This is a genomic window from Nonomuraea sp. NPDC049269 (assembly GCF_043197155.1).
Taxonomy (GTDB): domain Bacteria; phylum Actinomycetota; class Actinomycetes; order Streptosporangiales; family Streptosporangiaceae; genus Nonomuraea.
This window is the reverse complement of record NZ_JBICSO010000001.1, coordinates 1,503,608-1,518,000: the sequence shown is the minus strand read 5'-3', so window position 1 is coordinate 1,518,000 and position 14,393 is coordinate 1,503,608. Positions and strand designations below refer to the sequence as shown.

Genomic DNA, 14,393 nt, shown 5'->3' with positions numbered 1-14,393 from the left:
GCTCACGCGCCTCTTATGCTGGGAAGCGTCGATCATACTCAGAAGGTTTTTCTGAGCGGTTTCCACCCACGTAAGCGGCCCCCGACCAGGGGTGATAAGGCTGCCGTCAACCCTCTCATACAGTTCTGATCAACGGCTTAACCTGCACTTACGGGCTTCTTGGCACTCTTGAGTCATCGGTACTTGAGGAGATGACGATGAACGCGAACGAGCCTCGCGAGCAGGGCGCCGGCGGCTGGAGCCAGTTCGGCGACCAGCCGCCCTCCGCCGGGGGCTTTCCCCGGCGAGACACCGTGATAATGAACCAGCCTCCACCTCCGAAGCCGCCCAGGCAGGGCTTCTCCGTCGGGCGGAAGGCGATCGCCGGGCTCGCCCTGGCGGCCATGGCAGTGGGAGGCGGCGCTGTGGGGGCCGTCGCCGCCACGTCGTTCCAGGACACCCGTGTCGTCTCCGCGCCGAGTCCGGTCTTCAAGCAGGCCTCCAACCAGCTCACCGTGGCCCAGGTCGCGCAGAAGGTGCAGCCGTCGGTCGTGATGATCCAGGGGCAGACCGGCGAGGGGTCGGGCGTGGTGCTGTCCGACGACGGGCTCATCCTCACCAACAATCACGTGGTCGTCGGCGCGGGACAGGGCGGGCAGATGACCGTCAAGTTCAACGACGGCAAGACGGCCAAGGCGTCGGTCGTGGGCACCGACCCGTCCACCGACCTCGCGGTCATCAGGGCCGACGGCGTCTCGGGCCTGACCAAGGCCTCGCTCGGCGACAGCGACCAGCTCCAGGTCGGCGACTCCGTACTGGCCATCGGCAGCCCGCTCGGCCTCGACGGATCCGTCACGGCGGGCATCGTCAGCGCGCTCAACCGCACGGTCACCGTCGGCGGCGAGCAGGAACAGCAGCAGCAGATGCCGCCCGGCTGGGGTCAGCAACAGCAGCAGGGCCAGGAGAGCGAGACGACGACGCTGGGCGATGCCATCCAGACCGACGCGGCCATCAACCCGGGCAACTCCGGCGGCGCGCTGGTCAACGCGGCCGGGCAGGTGATCGGCATCAACAGCGCGATCGCCACCAACGGCGGCAGCAGCGGCAACATCGGCGTCGGCTTCGCCATCCCGGTCAACACCGCCAAGCAGGTGTCGGACCAGCTCATCAGCGGCGGCAAGGTGACCCACGCGTTCCTGGGCGTGAGTGTCACCGACGCCAGCGGCGACGTGCCCGGCGCGCTGATCCGGCAGGTCACCTCCGGAAGCCCCGCAGACAAGGCGGGTCTGAAGCAGGGCGACCTCATCACCAAGATCGGCGACACGCCGGTGGAGGGCGGAGATACGGTTGTTGGCCAGGTCAGAGGTTTCAAAGTGGGCCAACAGGTTCAGATCACTTATATGAGGGACGGAAAGTCGAGTAACGTCACCGTCACCCTCCAAGAGAAGAAGTAACACCGGACCCCCTCACGGACGGGTGTGCCGTCGAGATCGCTGCGGACTCGGCGGCACACCCCCCGTCAGGAGAAGCGGCGCCCCTCGTCGCGCCGGTAGGCCCAGCCCGCGGCCAGCGCCGCGATCACGGTCCACACGCCCAGCATGATCACCGCCACCGTGTTCGGGGTGCTTCCCGTCGTCACGGCCCAGATCAGCTCCCCGGCTCCGCGGCTCGGCACGAACGGCGACACCGCCTGTACGAAGTCCGGCATGATCTGCGGCGGCAGGAACAGCCCGCCGAGGATCGCGATGGGGAAGAACAGTACCTGCGACACACCGATGGCCGCCTTCGAGGCCAGCAGGTAGCCCAGGAACAGGCCGAGCAGCATGAACGGCACCGCCCCGCCGAGCAGCGCGACCAGCCCGATGAGCAGCTTGGGCAGCGTGATGGTCGCCGCGGTGAACAGGGCCGCGATCAGCAGCACCGGGATCGTCGCCACCAGCATGGTGGCCATCGTGGTGAGGATCCGCCCGGCGAAGCGGGGGAACGGCCCGGCGGGCAAGGTGCGCACGTAGGTGTTCCACGGTTGCTCGCGGTCCTGGGCGACCGTGATGCTGAGCCCCATGAGCGCCGCCGACATCGCGCCGATGAGCATCATCGATCCCGTCGCCCGAGTCGAGGCCACCGGATCGTCCCCGGTGAATGGCACCACGAACGCCAGCATCGACGCGGCGGGGAAGAACGCGCTGGCCACCAGGCCGATCGGCACCCGGATCTGCTCCAGGATCTGGTAGCGGGTGTGGGCCACGATCAGGCTAGACATGTGCGTTCTCCTTCGAGTTCGAGGTGATGGTCAGGAAGGCTTCCTCCAGCGAGGTCGGCCTGATCTCCAGCCCGGAGAACGGCGTGCCGCTCCGCACCAGCTCGACAACCAGCCGGTCGGGGTCGGTGGTCACCAGGTTGATCCGGCCGTCCTCATGGCTGCTGGCGAGTACGCCGGGCAGTTCGGGCAGGTTCTCGGCGACCAGCGAGACGCGCCGCACCCTAACCATGTCGCGTACGGCCTGGACGGTGTCGTCGGCGAGCACCCGGCCGTGGCCGACGACCACGACCCGCTTGGCCAGGGCCTCGACCTCCTCCAGATAGTGGCTGGTGAGCAGGACCGTGCCGCCGCCGTCGTGGAAGTCCTTGATGCCGTCCCAAAGCGTGCGCCTGGCCTCCACGTCGAGGCCGGTGGTCGGCTCGTCGAGGAAGACCATCCGCGGGTTGCCGGCGAAGGCCAGCGTCACGGCCAGCCGCCGCTTCTGGCCGCCGGACAGGCCGCCGATCTGCCGCTTGACGAGGTCGTCGAGGCCGAACCGAGCGAGTAACTCCCCTTTATCCGCTTTTTCCGGAAAATGTGAGGATACGAAGTCGACGATCTCGCCGACCCGCAGGGACTCGGGCAGGCCCGTCTCCTGGGGCGTGACGCCGATGCCCCGGCGTACCAGCGGATCCTGCGGGGAGCCGCCGAGCAGTTCGACCGTGCCGGACGTCTGCCGGCGCAGGCCCACGAACAGGTTGATCAGCGTGGACTTGCCCGCGCCGTTCGGGCCGAGCAGGCCGACCAGCTCGCCGGCCCTGATGTCGAGCGAGACGCGGTCGAGGGCCAGCACGTCGCCGTAGCGGCGGGTGGCGTCGACCGTTCTGGCGAGGATGGTCATGGTGTGCCTCCTGCGGAGTCGAGTAGGGCGCGGATCGCCTTGGTGTAGTCGTCGAAGGCCAGCCGGCCGCGCTTGGTGAGTGCGACGTAGGTGACCGGGGTACGGCCTTTGTGTGTCTTCGTGATCTGGACGTAGCCGGCGTCCTCAAGCTTGGTCAGATGGACCGAGAGGTTGCCGGCCGTCATGCCGAGCAGGTCCTTGAGCGCCGGGAAGGTGATCTCGTCGCCCGACCCCATCGTGTTCAGCGCGGCCACGACGCGGAGCCTGGCCTGCGCGTGGATCACCGGATCGAGTTCAGGAACGGCGTTGCCGGCCGTCACGGGCACCGCCTACGCCGGAGCCACAGGCCAACGACGATCTGCCCGAAGCCGAGCAGCACCGCCGTCAGCAGCGCGTGCCAGCCGGGGCCGAGCAGCACGCCCAGGGCGTTGACGGCGCTGATGCCGATGCCGATGAAGAACATCGGCCAGAACAGGAAGATCGCGCCGCCGGTCATGTAGAGCACGCCCACCACCAGCAGGGAGATGCCCGCCCAGAGCAGGCCGGACTCCGACTCCGGCAGCATCGGGGAGACCCGGATGGCGATGACCGACATCACCACCATCCCGGCGAACCACGCGTAGCCATACATCGCGCCCTTGGCCGTGGTGTCGCCCCGGACTCCGATGTTCATCCTGGTGATCTCGTACGCGCACAGGGAGCCCGCGATCAACTGGAAGATCATCAGGACGGTCAGCGCCTGCGTCTGGGAGATCGGCGCGTACGGCTTGCCGTCGAGCCCGTAGTGCAGGAAGAAGCAGGTGAAGCCGACCAGCCAGGCGACGCCCCAGGGGACGTACATGAACAGGGGGTCGCCCCTGAAGCGTCGCACGGTGGCGGCCTGCTGTTCCTCGATGAGGCGCAGGGTCTCTTCCGGGCTGGGGACCCGCTCGCCGTCGTCTACCATCACAACTCCTCTTACCGTCAAACTGGTTTGTATCTTAAACCAGCTTGCACCGCCAACTCTATGGCGGGATGGGGAGAAGTTAGTTCTGGGCGGTGAGGGCGCCGAAGCCGCTGCTCTGCCAGCCGCCGTCCGCGGTCACCGCGAAGGCCTCAAGGTCGTCGATCTCCTCCACCCAGTCGCGGGCGGCGTCGCCCATCGCGTACGCCGCGGTCGCGAAGGCGTCGACGGCGGTCAGGCGCGGGCCGACGAGGGTGATCGAGAGCAGCGCGGCGGCGTGGCGTCCGGTGTGGGTATTGATGATGTGCGGGCCCCGTTCGGCGTTGCCCGAGGTGGCAATGGCCAGGTCGTGGCCGGTGACCACGGTGCAGAGGGCGCCTGGCCGGGCTGGGTGCGCGATCCCGATCCGCCACGGCGAGGGGCCGGGGCCGAGCTGGATGTCGCCGCCACCGTTGACGCAGTGGTGGGGCGCGCCCGCCTCGGACAGCAGCCGGGACGCCTCCTCGATCGCCCACCCCTTCACCAGGCCGGTCGGGTCCAGGCGCCCGCCGGGATACATGGTGAAATATCCGTTCGTGTCGTGCTCTGTCTGTGAGCACAGAGCGAGTACCTGGGCCACCTCGGGCGGGCAGGCGGACACGTCGATCTCGCCCCGGCCGAGCCGGCTGATCGCGCTGTCCGGCCGGTAGGTGGAGAAGACCGCGTCCACGTGGTGCAGCCAGGCGACCGCCCGCGCCACCGCCTCGGCCGCGTCGTGGCGTACGTCGAAGGAGAAGACCGTCCCCATCGCGTGCTCGACGTGGCGGGTCACAGCCCGGCCCGGTCGATGGCGCTCTGCAGGGACTGGACGTAGCCGTCGCTGGTGTAGGTGGCGCCCGAGACGGAGTCGATCTGGGCGCTCTGGGCGGACATGGTCTCCTGCTGGAGGATGGGCAGTGCCTCGTTGTTGATCTCGATGTCGCGCCGGTTCTCGTTCGGCGCCTGGAGCACCTGGACGCTGGAGATCTTGCCGCCGGTGACGCTGATCTGTACCTGCACGGGCCCCCAGCGCGTGTCGGCCGCGTCGCCGTCGAACGTCTTGGTGGCCGCGGACTGCTGGGTCGAGGTGGGCGCCGGCGTCGCGGACGTCTGAGTCTGGGCGAGGGCGGCGGGTGGCTGGGCGGCCCCGGTGACGTCGTGCGGCTTGAACGACAGCAGCAGCACCAGGCCGATGGCGGTGGTGACCACCGCGAGCAGTGCTCTCTTCATGCGAGGAACCCCTAGAACTCGAAAGACTCGTGATGGATCCGATGAGCGGGCACGCCCGCCGACCGCAGCGCCTGGATCGCCGACCGCGTCATCTCGGGCGGCCCGCACACGTAGGCGTCGTGCTCGCGCAGGTCGGGCAGCAGGCGGTCGAGCCCGGTGAACAGGTCCGGGGATCTCGGGCCGACCGAGCAGTAGAGCCGGGCGTCGCCGCGTACTCTGGCGATCTCCTCAAGTTCGTCCCGGAACAGCAGTTCCTCCGGCGTACGCGCGCGGTAGAGCAGGGTCAGCTGCCCGGGCAGCGTCTCGAACAGGGTGCGCAGCGGGGTGATGCCGACGCCGCCCGCGATCAGCACCGACTGGGGGCTCCGGCCGAGGCGTCCGGTGAATCCGCCGTACGGCCCCTCGGCGATCACCCTGGTGCCCGGCCGCAGCCGGGCCAGCGCCGCGCTGTGGTCGCCCAGCGCCTTGACCGTGATGCGCAGCCCGCCACGGTCCGGTGCGGCGGACAGCGAGTAGGGGTTGGCCGACCACCACAGGTCGCGGGTCAGGAAGCGCCACCGGAAGAACTGGCCCGGCTCGGCGCCGAGCCGGGCCAGGCGGCGGCCGGTGAGGTGGATCGAGACGACGCCCGGCGCGTCGGTGGTGACCTGGGCGACCCGCAGGCGGTGCCGCGCCCACACCCGGACCGGGCCGAGGAAGCGGTACCAGACCAGCAGCGCGGCCACCCCGAGGTAGAGGACGTACCAGGCGACCTGGGCCACGCGGTCTCCGGTGAACTGGGCGCCGGTCGCGAGCTGGTGCCCGAACGCCAGCCAGGCCGCCAGGTAGGTGTAGAAGTGCAGGTAGAACCAGGTCTCGTAGCGCATCCTGCGGCGGGCGGCGCGGGCCGACACCAGGGCCACCCCGAGCAGCAGGAAGCAGGCCACGGTCGCCTTCAGCACATCCGGGAACGACAGCGCCATCGCGACCGCCTCGTCCACCACCCCGGCCTGGTCGGCGACCGCGTACCCCCAGACGATGGTCAGGACGTGCGCCACGACGAGTCCGATGACGTACCGGCCGCCCATGGCGTGCCAGCGGGCCAGCCGGTCGCTGCCCACGCCGCGTTCCAGAGCGGGAACGCGGGCCATGAGCCCGAGCAGGACGGCCATGCCGTACCCGGCCAGCAGGCCCGTGATGCGGCCGCTCTCGGTGAGCCAGCCGTCCAGGCCCGACACGGAAGGGGTGCCGCGCCACCACAGGCCGATGACCCCGAGCGCGCCGGCCGCCACGGCCCACAGCAACAGCCCGGGACGGACCCGGTGGCGCGGCGGCGCCGTGACGGCGGCTCGCCGTGCCGGAGCGTGAAGAGTGGTCATGGGCCCACCGTGCCAGGCAATCTTCTGTTTTCCCTATGAACGGAGCACTTCACCTGTTTCTCAGACGAAGCACGTATTTTGCTTAAATGAGCAGTTTGCTGCGCCCAGACGGTACGCCGATCCGCGTGCTCGTCGTGGACGACGAACCGGACCTCCTGGAGGTGCTGGAGAAGACGCTGTGCCAGGAAGGCTGGCAGGTCCGCAGCGCGCCGAACGGGGCCGCCGCGATCCGCGCGGCCGAGGAGTTCGCGCCGGACGCCGCGATCCTGGACGTCATGCTGCCCGACCTGAACGGCCTGGAGCTCATGCGCAGGCTCAGGGCGCGGTGGCCCGAGCTGTGCGTGCTGTTCCTGACCGCCCGCGACGCGGTCGAGGACCGGGTCGCGGGCATCACGGCGGGCGGCGACGACTACGTGACCAAGCCCTTCAGCCTGGACGAGGTGCTCGCGCGGCTGCGCGGGCTGCTGCGCCGGGCGGGCATGGCGCGGCCCGGCACCGGAGACCGGCTGGTCGTGGCCGACCTGTCCATGGACGAGGAGGCCAGGGAGGTGAGCAGGGCCGGCACGCCGGTCGACCTGACGCCCACCGAGTTCGAGCTGCTGCGGCTGCTCATGTGCAACCCGCGCCGGGTGCTGAGCAAGGCGCAGATCCTCGACCACGTCTGGTCCTACGACTTCGGCGGTCAGGCCCACGTCGTGGAGCTCTACATCAGCTACCTGCGCAAGAAGATCGACGCGGGCCGCCGGCCGCTGATCCACACCGTGCGCGGCGTCGGGTACGTGCTCAAGCCGTGAACCTCCTCCCGCGCACCCTCAGAGCCCGGCTGATCGCCGGGTTGCTCGTGCTGCTGGCACTGTCGTGCGCGGCCGTCGGCGTGGCCACGTCGGTGGCTATGGAGCGCTTCCTGCTCGGCCCCATCGACCAGCAACTCGCCGCCGACCATGGGCGGTTCGCCGCCAGTCTGGAGCACGGCGAGGACACACGGGGGCAGGCGCGGGGCACGTTCGGCGCGCGGCTGGTCGACGGGCACGTCACTCACGCGGCCGTGGTGTCGGAACGGGATGGCTCCCACCCCACTCTCAGCTCGGATGACGACAAAACGCTGGCGGCGCTGCCGGTCGGGGGTCCCCCGCAGACCGTGGACCTGTCCACCCTGGACGACTACCGGCTCGTCGCCACCGCGGGCCGGGACGGCGATGTCATGATCAGTGGGCTGTCCCTGCACGGTGTCGAAGAGACGATGCACCGCATGCAGCTGTTCGAGCTGGCCATGTTCGCCGTCGCGCTCGCCGTCGCGGGTGTCGCGGGCGCGCTGTGGGTACGGCTGGCGCTGCGCCCCCTGCAACGCATCGCCGCGACGGCCCGCAAGGTCACCGAACTGCCCCTGGCCAGCGGCGAGGTGAGCCTGGCCGAACGCGTACCCGACACCGACCCGCGCACCGAGACGGGCCAGGTCGGCGCCGCCTTCAACCGCATGCTGGGCCACGTGGAGTCGGCCCTCGGCCGCCGGCACGCCGTCGAGCAGCGGCTGCGTGCCTTCGCCGCCGACGCCAGCCACGAGCTGCGCACCCCGCTGGCGGCGATCCGCGGCCACGCCGAGCTCGCCCTGCGCGGCGACGAGCCGATGGCGGACGGTGTACGGCACGCGCTCGGCAGGATCGACGCCGAGTCGGCACGGATGAGCGAGCTGGTCGACGAGCTGCTCCTGCTGGCCCGGCTGGACGCGGGACGGCCGCTGGCCAGGGAGGAGGTCGACCTGTCCCGCCTGGCCATCGAGGCCACCGGCGACGCGCGGGCCGCAGGACCCGGCCACCGCTGGCAGCTTGAGCTGCCGGAGGACCCCGTCACGGTGACCGGCGACCCGCTCCGGTTGCACCAGGTGATCGCGAACCTGCTGAGCAACGCCCGCATCCACACGCCCGACGGCACCATGGTCGTGGTGGCCGTACGGAGGCTGCCTACCGCGGTGGAGATCACCGTCCAGGACGACGGCCCCGGTATACCGCCCGGCCTGGAGATCTTCGAACGGTTCTCCCGCGCCGACCAGGGCCGATCGCGGGCCACCGGAGGGGCTGGGCTCGGGCTGGCGATCGTCCAGGCCGTGGTGGCCGCCCACGACGGCTCGGTGGACGTACGGAGCGGTCCGGGCGGGACAGAATTCCGGCTGCTCCTGCCTGCCTGATGGTCAGTCGTGCGGCGGTGGTGCCTGCGCCGTGGTCAGTTGCGTCGCCATGGCTGTGAGGCGCTCGGCCAGCGCATCGGGGTTGGATCTCGTCATGGCGGTGAGGTCGATGGTCGCCGTCGCGTGACGGAGTGGTCTGAAGCGGACGGCGGGGCGTGACGCGGATGCCGCGGCGGGCACGATGGTGACGCCGAGCCCGCATTCGACCATGGCGATCTGCGAGGTCACCGACCGGGCCCAGTGGGCCGGGACAGGACTGAATCCGGCCGCTCGGCACATGGCCGCCATGGCGTCGTGATAGTCGGGGGAGATCAGGCGGTGCAGCCACACCCACGGGCCGCCCGCGAGGTCCGCCAGATCCAGCGGGCCGGCGGCCTCGGCGGCCGGGTGGAGCAGGGGCAGAGCCGCGACGAACCGGTCGGCGAACAGCGAGGTCGCCGTGGTGCCGCGCACCGGGGCAGTCTGGCGCACGATCGCCCAGTCGAGCGAGCGGTCCAGGAGCCCCGCCGCGGCCTCGTGGGTGTCGATCTCCTGGGTGCGGATCTCGACGTCCGGCAGGGCCTCGTGGAACCGCTCCAGTACGAGTGGCAGAGGCCAGGAGAAGGCGGAGGCGACCGCGCCCAGGCTCAGTCGCCCGCCGCGCCCGGTGGCGGCTCGCCGGGCGGCGGCTTCGGCTTCCTCGGCGTGCCGGATCAGGGCGCGGCTGTGGTCCAGGAACACGGCTCCGGCGGGGCTGAGGGCGACCGACCGCTGGGTACGGTGCAGCAGTTCACAGCCGAGCTGCTGTTCAAGTTGCTTGATCGCCTGGGACAACGGTGGCTGGGACATCTGCAGCCGTTGTGCCGCGCGGCCGAAATGGAGTTCTTCGGCGACCGCGACGAAGTACCGGGCCTGCCGGATCTCGACCATGATTCGCGTAGCCTCTTACTGAGAGATGAAATCAGACCTTCCGAATATATCTGCAGGCTGTTGAAGTGGAAGCATGAGCAACTCATCTCTCCTGGACCGCTTCACGGCGCTCGACTCCGCCGCGGTCAGCGACGCGCTCGACCAGCTCGGGCTTCCCTCCGGAGTCGGCGGCATCCGTCCGCTGTGGGGCCCCGCGGCCGTCGTGGGATTCGCCGTCACCGTGGGGCTCGAACCGCGCACTGACGGCCCAGCCGGAGCCCACATCGCCACTACGGCCGTCGAGAGGTCGGACGACCAGAGCGTGATCGTCGTCGACAACCAGGGCCGCACCGACGTGTCGTGCTGGGGCGGCATCCTGAGCCTGGGCGCGGCCCAGCGCGGGGTCCGCGGTGTCGTCGCCGACGGCGTGTGCCGCGACGTGGCGGAGGCCCGTGAGCTGGGTTTCCCGGTGTTCTCGCGGGGTTCGATCCCGGTCACGGCGCGGGGCAGGCTGCGGCAGCGCTCCACCGGCGAGCCGGTCAGCGTCGCCGGGCTCACGGTCGAGCAGGGCGACGTCCTCGTCGCCGACGAGACCGGTCTCGTCGTCGTCCCACGGGACCGGGCCGAAGAAGTCGCGGAAATCGCCACCGCGATCGTCGCCCGGGAGCGCGCCATCGCGGACGAGGTGCGTGCGGGCGCGTCCCTCTCCCAGACCATGCACGACGCCCGCCTCGCCGGAGAGAAGGAGCCGGTCCGATGAGCGACCCCACCGCCACCTCGAACCCCGCCACCGGCCTGTCCACCGCGTCGGTCTCCGACGCCCTCGACTCGCTCGGGCTCCCCGGATCCCTCCACGGCATCGGCGCGCTGCGTCAGGGCCAGCAGGTCGTCGGGCCGGTCTTCACGGTGACCTACGAGCCGGTCGACGATGCCGGCGGCACGGTGGGCGACTTCCTCGACGACGTGCCCGCCGGCACGGTGATCCTCATCGACAACGCCGGCCGTACCGACTGCACGGTGTGGGGCGGCATCATGAGCCAGACCGCCCACCAGCGCGGCGTCGCGGGCACCGTCATCAACGGCACCTGCCGTGACGTCGCCGTCGCGACCGCCGCCGGATACCCGATCTGGTCGGTCTCCCGGTTCATGCGCACCGGCAAGGACCGCGTACGGGTGGCCGCGGTACAGACAGCCGTCGCCATCGACGGTGTCGCCATCCGCCCTGGCGACATCCTCGTGGCCGACGACGACGGTGCTGTGGTCGTCCCGGCCACACGCTGGGACGAGGTCGCCGACATCGCCCGGCGTATCGACCGCGTCGAAGAGGCCGTCATCGAGGCCGTCCGGTGCGGCGCCACGCTCGCCGAGGCGCGGGCCGAGCACGGCTACCACTCGCTCCAGGCCCGGAAGGACCCCTCGTGAGCTCAACCGACCTCGCCCGCGGCCACTCCAGCGCGACCCTGTCCGAGGCGTCCGGACTCGCCGTGGCCCTGTCCCCGGAGATCCGGTCGCTGTGGGCCGGTGCCCGGCTGTGCGGCCCGGCATTCACCGTGCAGGGCGCCGGCGGCGACAACCTCGCCCTGCACCACGCCGTACTACCGGCCCCGCCCGGGTCGGTCCTGGTCGCCGACGTCGGCGGCGCCCGCTTCGGCCACTGGGGCGAGATCCTCACCGTGGCCGCCCAGCAACGCGGGATCGCGGGCCTGCTCATCGACGGCGGCGTCCGGGACGCCGCGGAGACCGAGGCGCTCGGCTTCCCGGTCTTCTCGCGCAACAACGCGATCCTCGGCACCCGCAAGGACTTCCGCGGCGTTCTCGGGCGTCCCGTCAAGGTCGGTGGCGTCACGGTCCACACCGGCGACCTCGTCGTCGGGGACGTGGACGGAGTCGTGGCCCTTCCCGCGTCCGACACCGAGCGGATCCTCGACCGCGCCGACGCGCGCGTGATCCACGAGAACGCGCTGATGAAGCGGCTGCGGGAAGGCCGTAGCACCCTCGACCTGTACAACAACTTCGAAACGGCCGGGCGGGAGTACGAGCCGGCAGTACAGCAGCTGGGAGAGGCCCGATGAGCCCCGTCAGGAAACTCGAACGCTTCACGCTTCCCCTCACCGTCGACGCAACCCGCATCGAGGTGTCCGGCCTCCACCGAGGCGGCACCGGCACACCCCTGGTGTTCCTCCACGGCTTCGGCTCGACCAAGGAGGACTACGCGGACGTCATCCAGCATGAACGGCTCGCCGACCGCCCCGTTCTCGCCTACGACGCACCCGGCTGCGGCGGCAGCACCTGCGCGGACCTCGCCGCCGTCTCGATCCCCTTCCTCGTCTCCGTCGCCGAGCAGGTACTCAAAGCCCGGCAGATCGACCGGTTCCACCTCGTCGGGCACTCGATGGGCGGCCTGACCGCGCTCCTACTCGCCGACAGCGACCCCGGCAGGATCGCGAGCTTCACCAACATCGAGGGCAACGTCGCACCCGAGGACTGCTTCCTCAGCCGGCAGATCCTCACCCACTCCCACGACGATCCCGACGAGTTCCTGGCCCGGTTCGCCGAACGCGTCGGCAATTCACGCTTCTACGGCGGCGCCTTGTACGCCTCCAGCCTTCCCCACAAGGTCCGGGCGGCAGCGGTCAGGGCGATCTTCGAGTCCATGGTCGACCTCTCCGACCACGGCAAGCTCCTGGACCGATTCCTCCGGCTCCCCGCCCCGAAGATGTTCATGTACGGGAGGCAGAACAACGCCCTGTCCTATCTCCCCGCCCTGGCCGAACGCGGCGTCGAACTCGCTGAGATCGAGCACTGCGCCCACTTCCCGATGTACTCCAACCCGCTGCGCATGTGGGCCCGCATCGCCGACCTCGTCTCACGCGCCGACGCCGGCTCCTGAATGCGGGGGGCGTGTTGTCGATCCATACCACGGCGTTATGGGCAAATTGGGAGGTATCACGTAGGTCACTCGAATGTCAGTCTGAGTGCACCCCAGCCGGCCGGGGCTCGTCCACTCCACCCCCCTGAGGAGCAACGAGCGTGAACCCCAAGCTCAGGTTGGGCGCTGCCGCCATACTCGCGTCAGCCCTGACCATCACCGCCCCGGCGGGCGTCACAAGCGCGAACGCCCAGGCGGCCGACCCGCCCTCATCCTCGGAGCGCGGCACCGCGGTGGCGAGCGCGCAGAGCGTCATCGCCGCCAGCCGGACGCAGCTCTTAGCCGCCGACCAGGACGCTTTCTCCCTGTCGTCGGCCATCGCCGGCGTCAATGGCATACAGCACCTCACGTACACGCGTACCTACGCCGGCCTGCCCGTCTTCGGCGGCGAGGTAGTCGTAACGACCGACAAGTCCGGCAAGGCCGTCAGCACGATCGACACCGGCCAGCAGGCGAAGATCGCCCTGGACACCAAGCCGCAGATCGCCGCGCAGGCGGCGGCGGACACGGCCCGCAACGTGGCGCCCAAGGCCACCTCGATCAGCACACCGGCTCTCGTGGTGCACGCCGCCACTCCCACGCCACGCCTGGCGTGGGAGGTCGTCGCCGCCACCGACGACCAGTCCAGCATCCTGCACGTGTACGTGGACGCGCGTGACGGCCAGGTCATCGACAAGTGGGACCAGGTAGTCGACGGCACCGGCAACAGCTACTACAACGGCAACCCGGTCACCATCGACACTTCCCCGTCGTACCGGATGGTCGACCCCACGCGCACCGGCGTCCAGTGCGGCGGCCAGAACGGCGCGGTGTACACCAAAACGACCGACAGCTGGGGCAACGGCAGCGGCACGAACCTGGAGACGGCCTGCGTCGACGCGCTCTTCGCGGAGCAGCACGAGTGGAACATGCTCCGCGACTGGCTCGGTCGCAACGGCATCAACGGCTCGGGCCGCGGTTACCCCGCGAGGGTCGGGCTGAACCAGGCCAACGCCTTCTGGAACGGGTCGTACGCCTCCTTCGGCCGCAACTCCGCGAGCACCCGGCAGGCCACCTCGATGGACGTCGTCGGGCACGAGTTCGGCCACGGTGTCTTCCAGTTCTCCGGCGGCAGCGGCGGGAGCGGCAACGAGTCCGGCGGCCTGAACGAGTCGACGGGTGACATCTTCGGCGCGCTGACCGAGGCGTACGCCAACGAGCCGGCCAGCCTCGACCCGCCCGACTACCTGGTCGGCGAGGAGGTCAACCTGGTGGGCAGCGGCGCGATCAGGAACATGTACAACCCGTCGGCGCTGGGTCACCCGAACTGCTACAGCTCCTCCATCCCGAGCACCGAGGTGCACGCGGCGGCCGGACCGCAGAACCACTGGTTCTACCTGCTGGCCGAGGGCACGAACCCGAGCGGAAAGCCGGCCAGCAGCCGGTGCGACGGCGGCGCGGCCATCACCGGCGTCGGCGTCCGCAAGGCGGGCCAGATCTTCATGACCGGCCTGAACATGAAGACGTCGCCGTGGACACACGCCAAGGCGCGCGTGGCCACGCTGCGGGCGGCCAAGACGCTGTACACCGGCTGTGTCGAGTTCAACGTCATCAAGGCGGCCTGGAGCGGGGTGAACGTACCCGCGCAGAGCGGCGAGCCGACCTGTCCCTGAGCACGATCGCGGCCCTGCTCAGCGCGGATCGTCGGTGATTCGCCTGAGCAGGGCGCATGAGGTGCTGAGCGCCC

The 14,393-nt window shown here is 70.2% G+C and carries 16 protein-coding genes; 8 read left to right on the top strand and 8 right to left on the bottom strand.

The window, feature by feature from the left end:
* The first annotated feature begins 197 nt into the window (after positions 1-197).
* On the top strand, positions 198-1,433 hold the full coding sequence (locus ACGFNP_RS06970; protein WP_358326442.1) for a trypsin-like peptidase domain-containing protein: 1,236 nt from the start codon (positions 198-200) through the stop codon (positions 1,431-1,433).
* A 65-nt stretch (positions 1,434-1,498) separates the two neighbouring features.
* On the opposite strand, the gene ACGFNP_RS06965 is transcribed toward ACGFNP_RS06970, so the two are convergent.
* The 7 genes from ACGFNP_RS06965 to ACGFNP_RS06935 all read right to left on the bottom strand — a co-directional run bounded on the left by ACGFNP_RS06965 (position 1,499) and on the right by ACGFNP_RS06935 (position 6,668).
* Positions 1,499-2,239 carry an ABC transporter permease gene (locus ACGFNP_RS06965; protein WP_358326445.1) on the bottom strand — a complete coding sequence of 247 codons (741 nt, stop codon included), beginning with the start codon at positions 2,237-2,239 and terminating at the stop codon, positions 1,499-1,501.
* Positions 2,232-3,119, bottom strand: a complete 888-nt coding sequence (locus ACGFNP_RS06960) for an ABC transporter ATP-binding protein (RefSeq protein ID WP_358326448.1) — start codon at positions 3,117-3,119, stop codon at positions 2,232-2,234. Before ACGFNP_RS06960 ends, ACGFNP_RS06965 begins: the two co-directional genes overlap by 8 nt.
* Positions 3,116-3,439, bottom strand: coding sequence for a transcriptional regulator (locus ACGFNP_RS06955; protein WP_308168733.1), 324 nt, complete (start codon positions 3,437-3,439; stop codon positions 3,116-3,118). Before ACGFNP_RS06955 ends, ACGFNP_RS06960 begins: the two co-directional genes overlap by 4 nt.
* Entirely contained in the window at positions 3,436-4,065 is a 630-nt protein-coding gene (locus ACGFNP_RS06950) for a hypothetical protein (protein ID WP_358326451.1), read from the bottom strand. The genes ACGFNP_RS06955 and ACGFNP_RS06950 overlap by 4 nt, the downstream gene beginning before the upstream one ends.
* 79 nt (positions 4,066-4,144) lie before the next feature.
* Positions 4,145-4,873, bottom strand: a complete 729-nt coding sequence (locus tag ACGFNP_RS06945) for an FAD:protein FMN transferase (protein ID WP_358326454.1) — start codon at positions 4,871-4,873, stop codon at positions 4,145-4,147.
* The gene (locus tag ACGFNP_RS06940) at positions 4,870-5,310 is read right to left on the bottom strand and encodes an FMN-binding protein (RefSeq protein WP_393315714.1); all 441 of its coding nucleotides are present in this window, start codon (positions 5,308-5,310) and stop codon (positions 4,870-4,872) included. Before ACGFNP_RS06940 ends, ACGFNP_RS06945 begins: the two co-directional genes overlap by 4 nt.
* Before the next feature lie 11 nt (positions 5,311-5,321).
* Entirely contained in the window at positions 5,322-6,668 is a 1,347-nt protein-coding gene (locus ACGFNP_RS06935) for a ferric reductase-like transmembrane domain-containing protein (RefSeq protein ID WP_393315711.1), read from the bottom strand.
* An 86-nt stretch (positions 6,669-6,754) separates the two neighbouring features.
* Here ACGFNP_RS06935 and ACGFNP_RS06930 point away from each other — a divergent pair, with 86 nt between their 5' ends.
* A complete protein-coding gene (locus ACGFNP_RS06930; RefSeq protein WP_358326461.1) occupies positions 6,755-7,462 on the top strand; it encodes a response regulator transcription factor in 708 nt (235 codons plus the stop codon).
* On the top strand, positions 7,459-8,850 hold the full coding sequence (locus ACGFNP_RS06925; RefSeq protein WP_393315707.1) for a sensor histidine kinase: 1,392 nt from the start codon (positions 7,459-7,461) through the stop codon (positions 8,848-8,850). Before ACGFNP_RS06930 ends, ACGFNP_RS06925 begins: the two co-directional genes overlap by 4 nt.
* A 3-nt stretch (positions 8,851-8,853) precedes the next feature.
* On the opposite strand, the gene ACGFNP_RS06920 is transcribed toward ACGFNP_RS06925, so the two are convergent.
* Positions 8,854-9,759 (bottom strand): LysR substrate-binding domain-containing protein, encoded by a 906-nt coding sequence (locus tag ACGFNP_RS06920; protein ID WP_393315704.1) that lies wholly within the window; start codon positions 9,757-9,759, stop codon positions 8,854-8,856.
* A gap of 73 nt (positions 9,760-9,832) precedes the next feature.
* Between ACGFNP_RS06920 and ACGFNP_RS06915 the strand changes: the two genes are divergently transcribed.
* From ACGFNP_RS06915 to ACGFNP_RS06895, 5 genes are all read left to right on the top strand, one after another.
* Positions 9,833-10,498, top strand: a complete 666-nt coding sequence (locus tag ACGFNP_RS06915) for an RraA family protein (protein ID WP_393315701.1) — start codon at positions 9,833-9,835, stop codon at positions 10,496-10,498.
* Entirely contained in the window at positions 10,495-11,160 is a 666-nt protein-coding gene (locus ACGFNP_RS06910) for an RraA family protein (RefSeq protein ID WP_393315698.1), read from the top strand. The genes ACGFNP_RS06915 and ACGFNP_RS06910 overlap by 4 nt, the downstream gene beginning before the upstream one ends.
* On the top strand, positions 11,157-11,810 hold the full coding sequence (locus ACGFNP_RS06905; protein WP_393315695.1) for an RraA family protein: 654 nt from the start codon (positions 11,157-11,159) through the stop codon (positions 11,808-11,810). Before ACGFNP_RS06910 ends, ACGFNP_RS06905 begins: the two co-directional genes overlap by 4 nt.
* Positions 11,807-12,628 (top strand): alpha/beta fold hydrolase, encoded by an 822-nt coding sequence (locus ACGFNP_RS06900; protein WP_358326480.1) that lies wholly within the window; start codon positions 11,807-11,809, stop codon positions 12,626-12,628. Before ACGFNP_RS06905 ends, ACGFNP_RS06900 begins: the two co-directional genes overlap by 4 nt.
* Before the next feature lie 140 nt (positions 12,629-12,768).
* A complete protein-coding gene (locus tag ACGFNP_RS06895; RefSeq protein ID WP_393315691.1) occupies positions 12,769-14,319 on the top strand; it encodes a M4 family metallopeptidase in 1,551 nt (516 codons plus the stop codon).
* Positions 14,320-14,393: the final 74 nt, after the last annotated feature.

Excerpts from the sequence above, each read along its gene's own strand:
- ACGFNP_RS06930 (WP_358326461.1), top strand. The coding sequence starts at position 6,755 with ATGAGCAGTTTGCTGCGCCCAGACGGTACGCCGATCCGCGTGCTCGTC.
- ACGFNP_RS06970 (WP_358326442.1), top strand. The coding sequence starts at position 198 with ATGAACGCGAACGAGCCTCGCGAGCAGGGCGCCGGCGGCTGGAGCCAG.
- ACGFNP_RS06900 (WP_358326480.1), top strand. The coding sequence starts at position 11,807 with ATGAGCCCCGTCAGGAAACTCGAACGCTTCACGCTTCCCCTCACCGTC.
- ACGFNP_RS06910 (WP_393315698.1), top strand. The coding sequence starts at position 10,495 with ATGAGCGACCCCACCGCCACCTCGAACCCCGCCACCGGCCTGTCCACC.
- ACGFNP_RS06935 (WP_393315711.1), bottom strand. The coding sequence starts at position 6,668 with ATGACCACTCTTCACGCTCCGGCACGGCGAGCCGCCGTCACGGCGCCG.
- ACGFNP_RS06915 (WP_393315701.1), top strand. The coding sequence starts at position 9,833 with ATGAGCAACTCATCTCTCCTGGACCGCTTCACGGCGCTCGACTCCGCC.
- ACGFNP_RS06960 (WP_358326448.1), bottom strand. The coding sequence starts at position 3,119 with ATGACCATCCTCGCCAGAACGGTCGACGCCACCCGCCGCTACGGCGAC.
- ACGFNP_RS06950 (WP_358326451.1), bottom strand. The coding sequence starts at position 4,065 with ATGGTAGACGACGGCGAGCGGGTCCCCAGCCCGGAAGAGACCCTGCGC.
- ACGFNP_RS06940 (WP_393315714.1), bottom strand. The coding sequence starts at position 5,310 with ATGAAGAGAGCACTGCTCGCGGTGGTCACCACCGCCATCGGCCTGGTG.
- ACGFNP_RS06965 (WP_358326445.1), bottom strand. The coding sequence starts at position 2,239 with ATGTCTAGCCTGATCGTGGCCCACACCCGCTACCAGATCCTGGAGCAG.
- ACGFNP_RS06920 (WP_393315704.1), bottom strand. The coding sequence starts at position 9,759 with ATGGTCGAGATCCGGCAGGCCCGGTACTTCGTCGCGGTCGCCGAAGAA.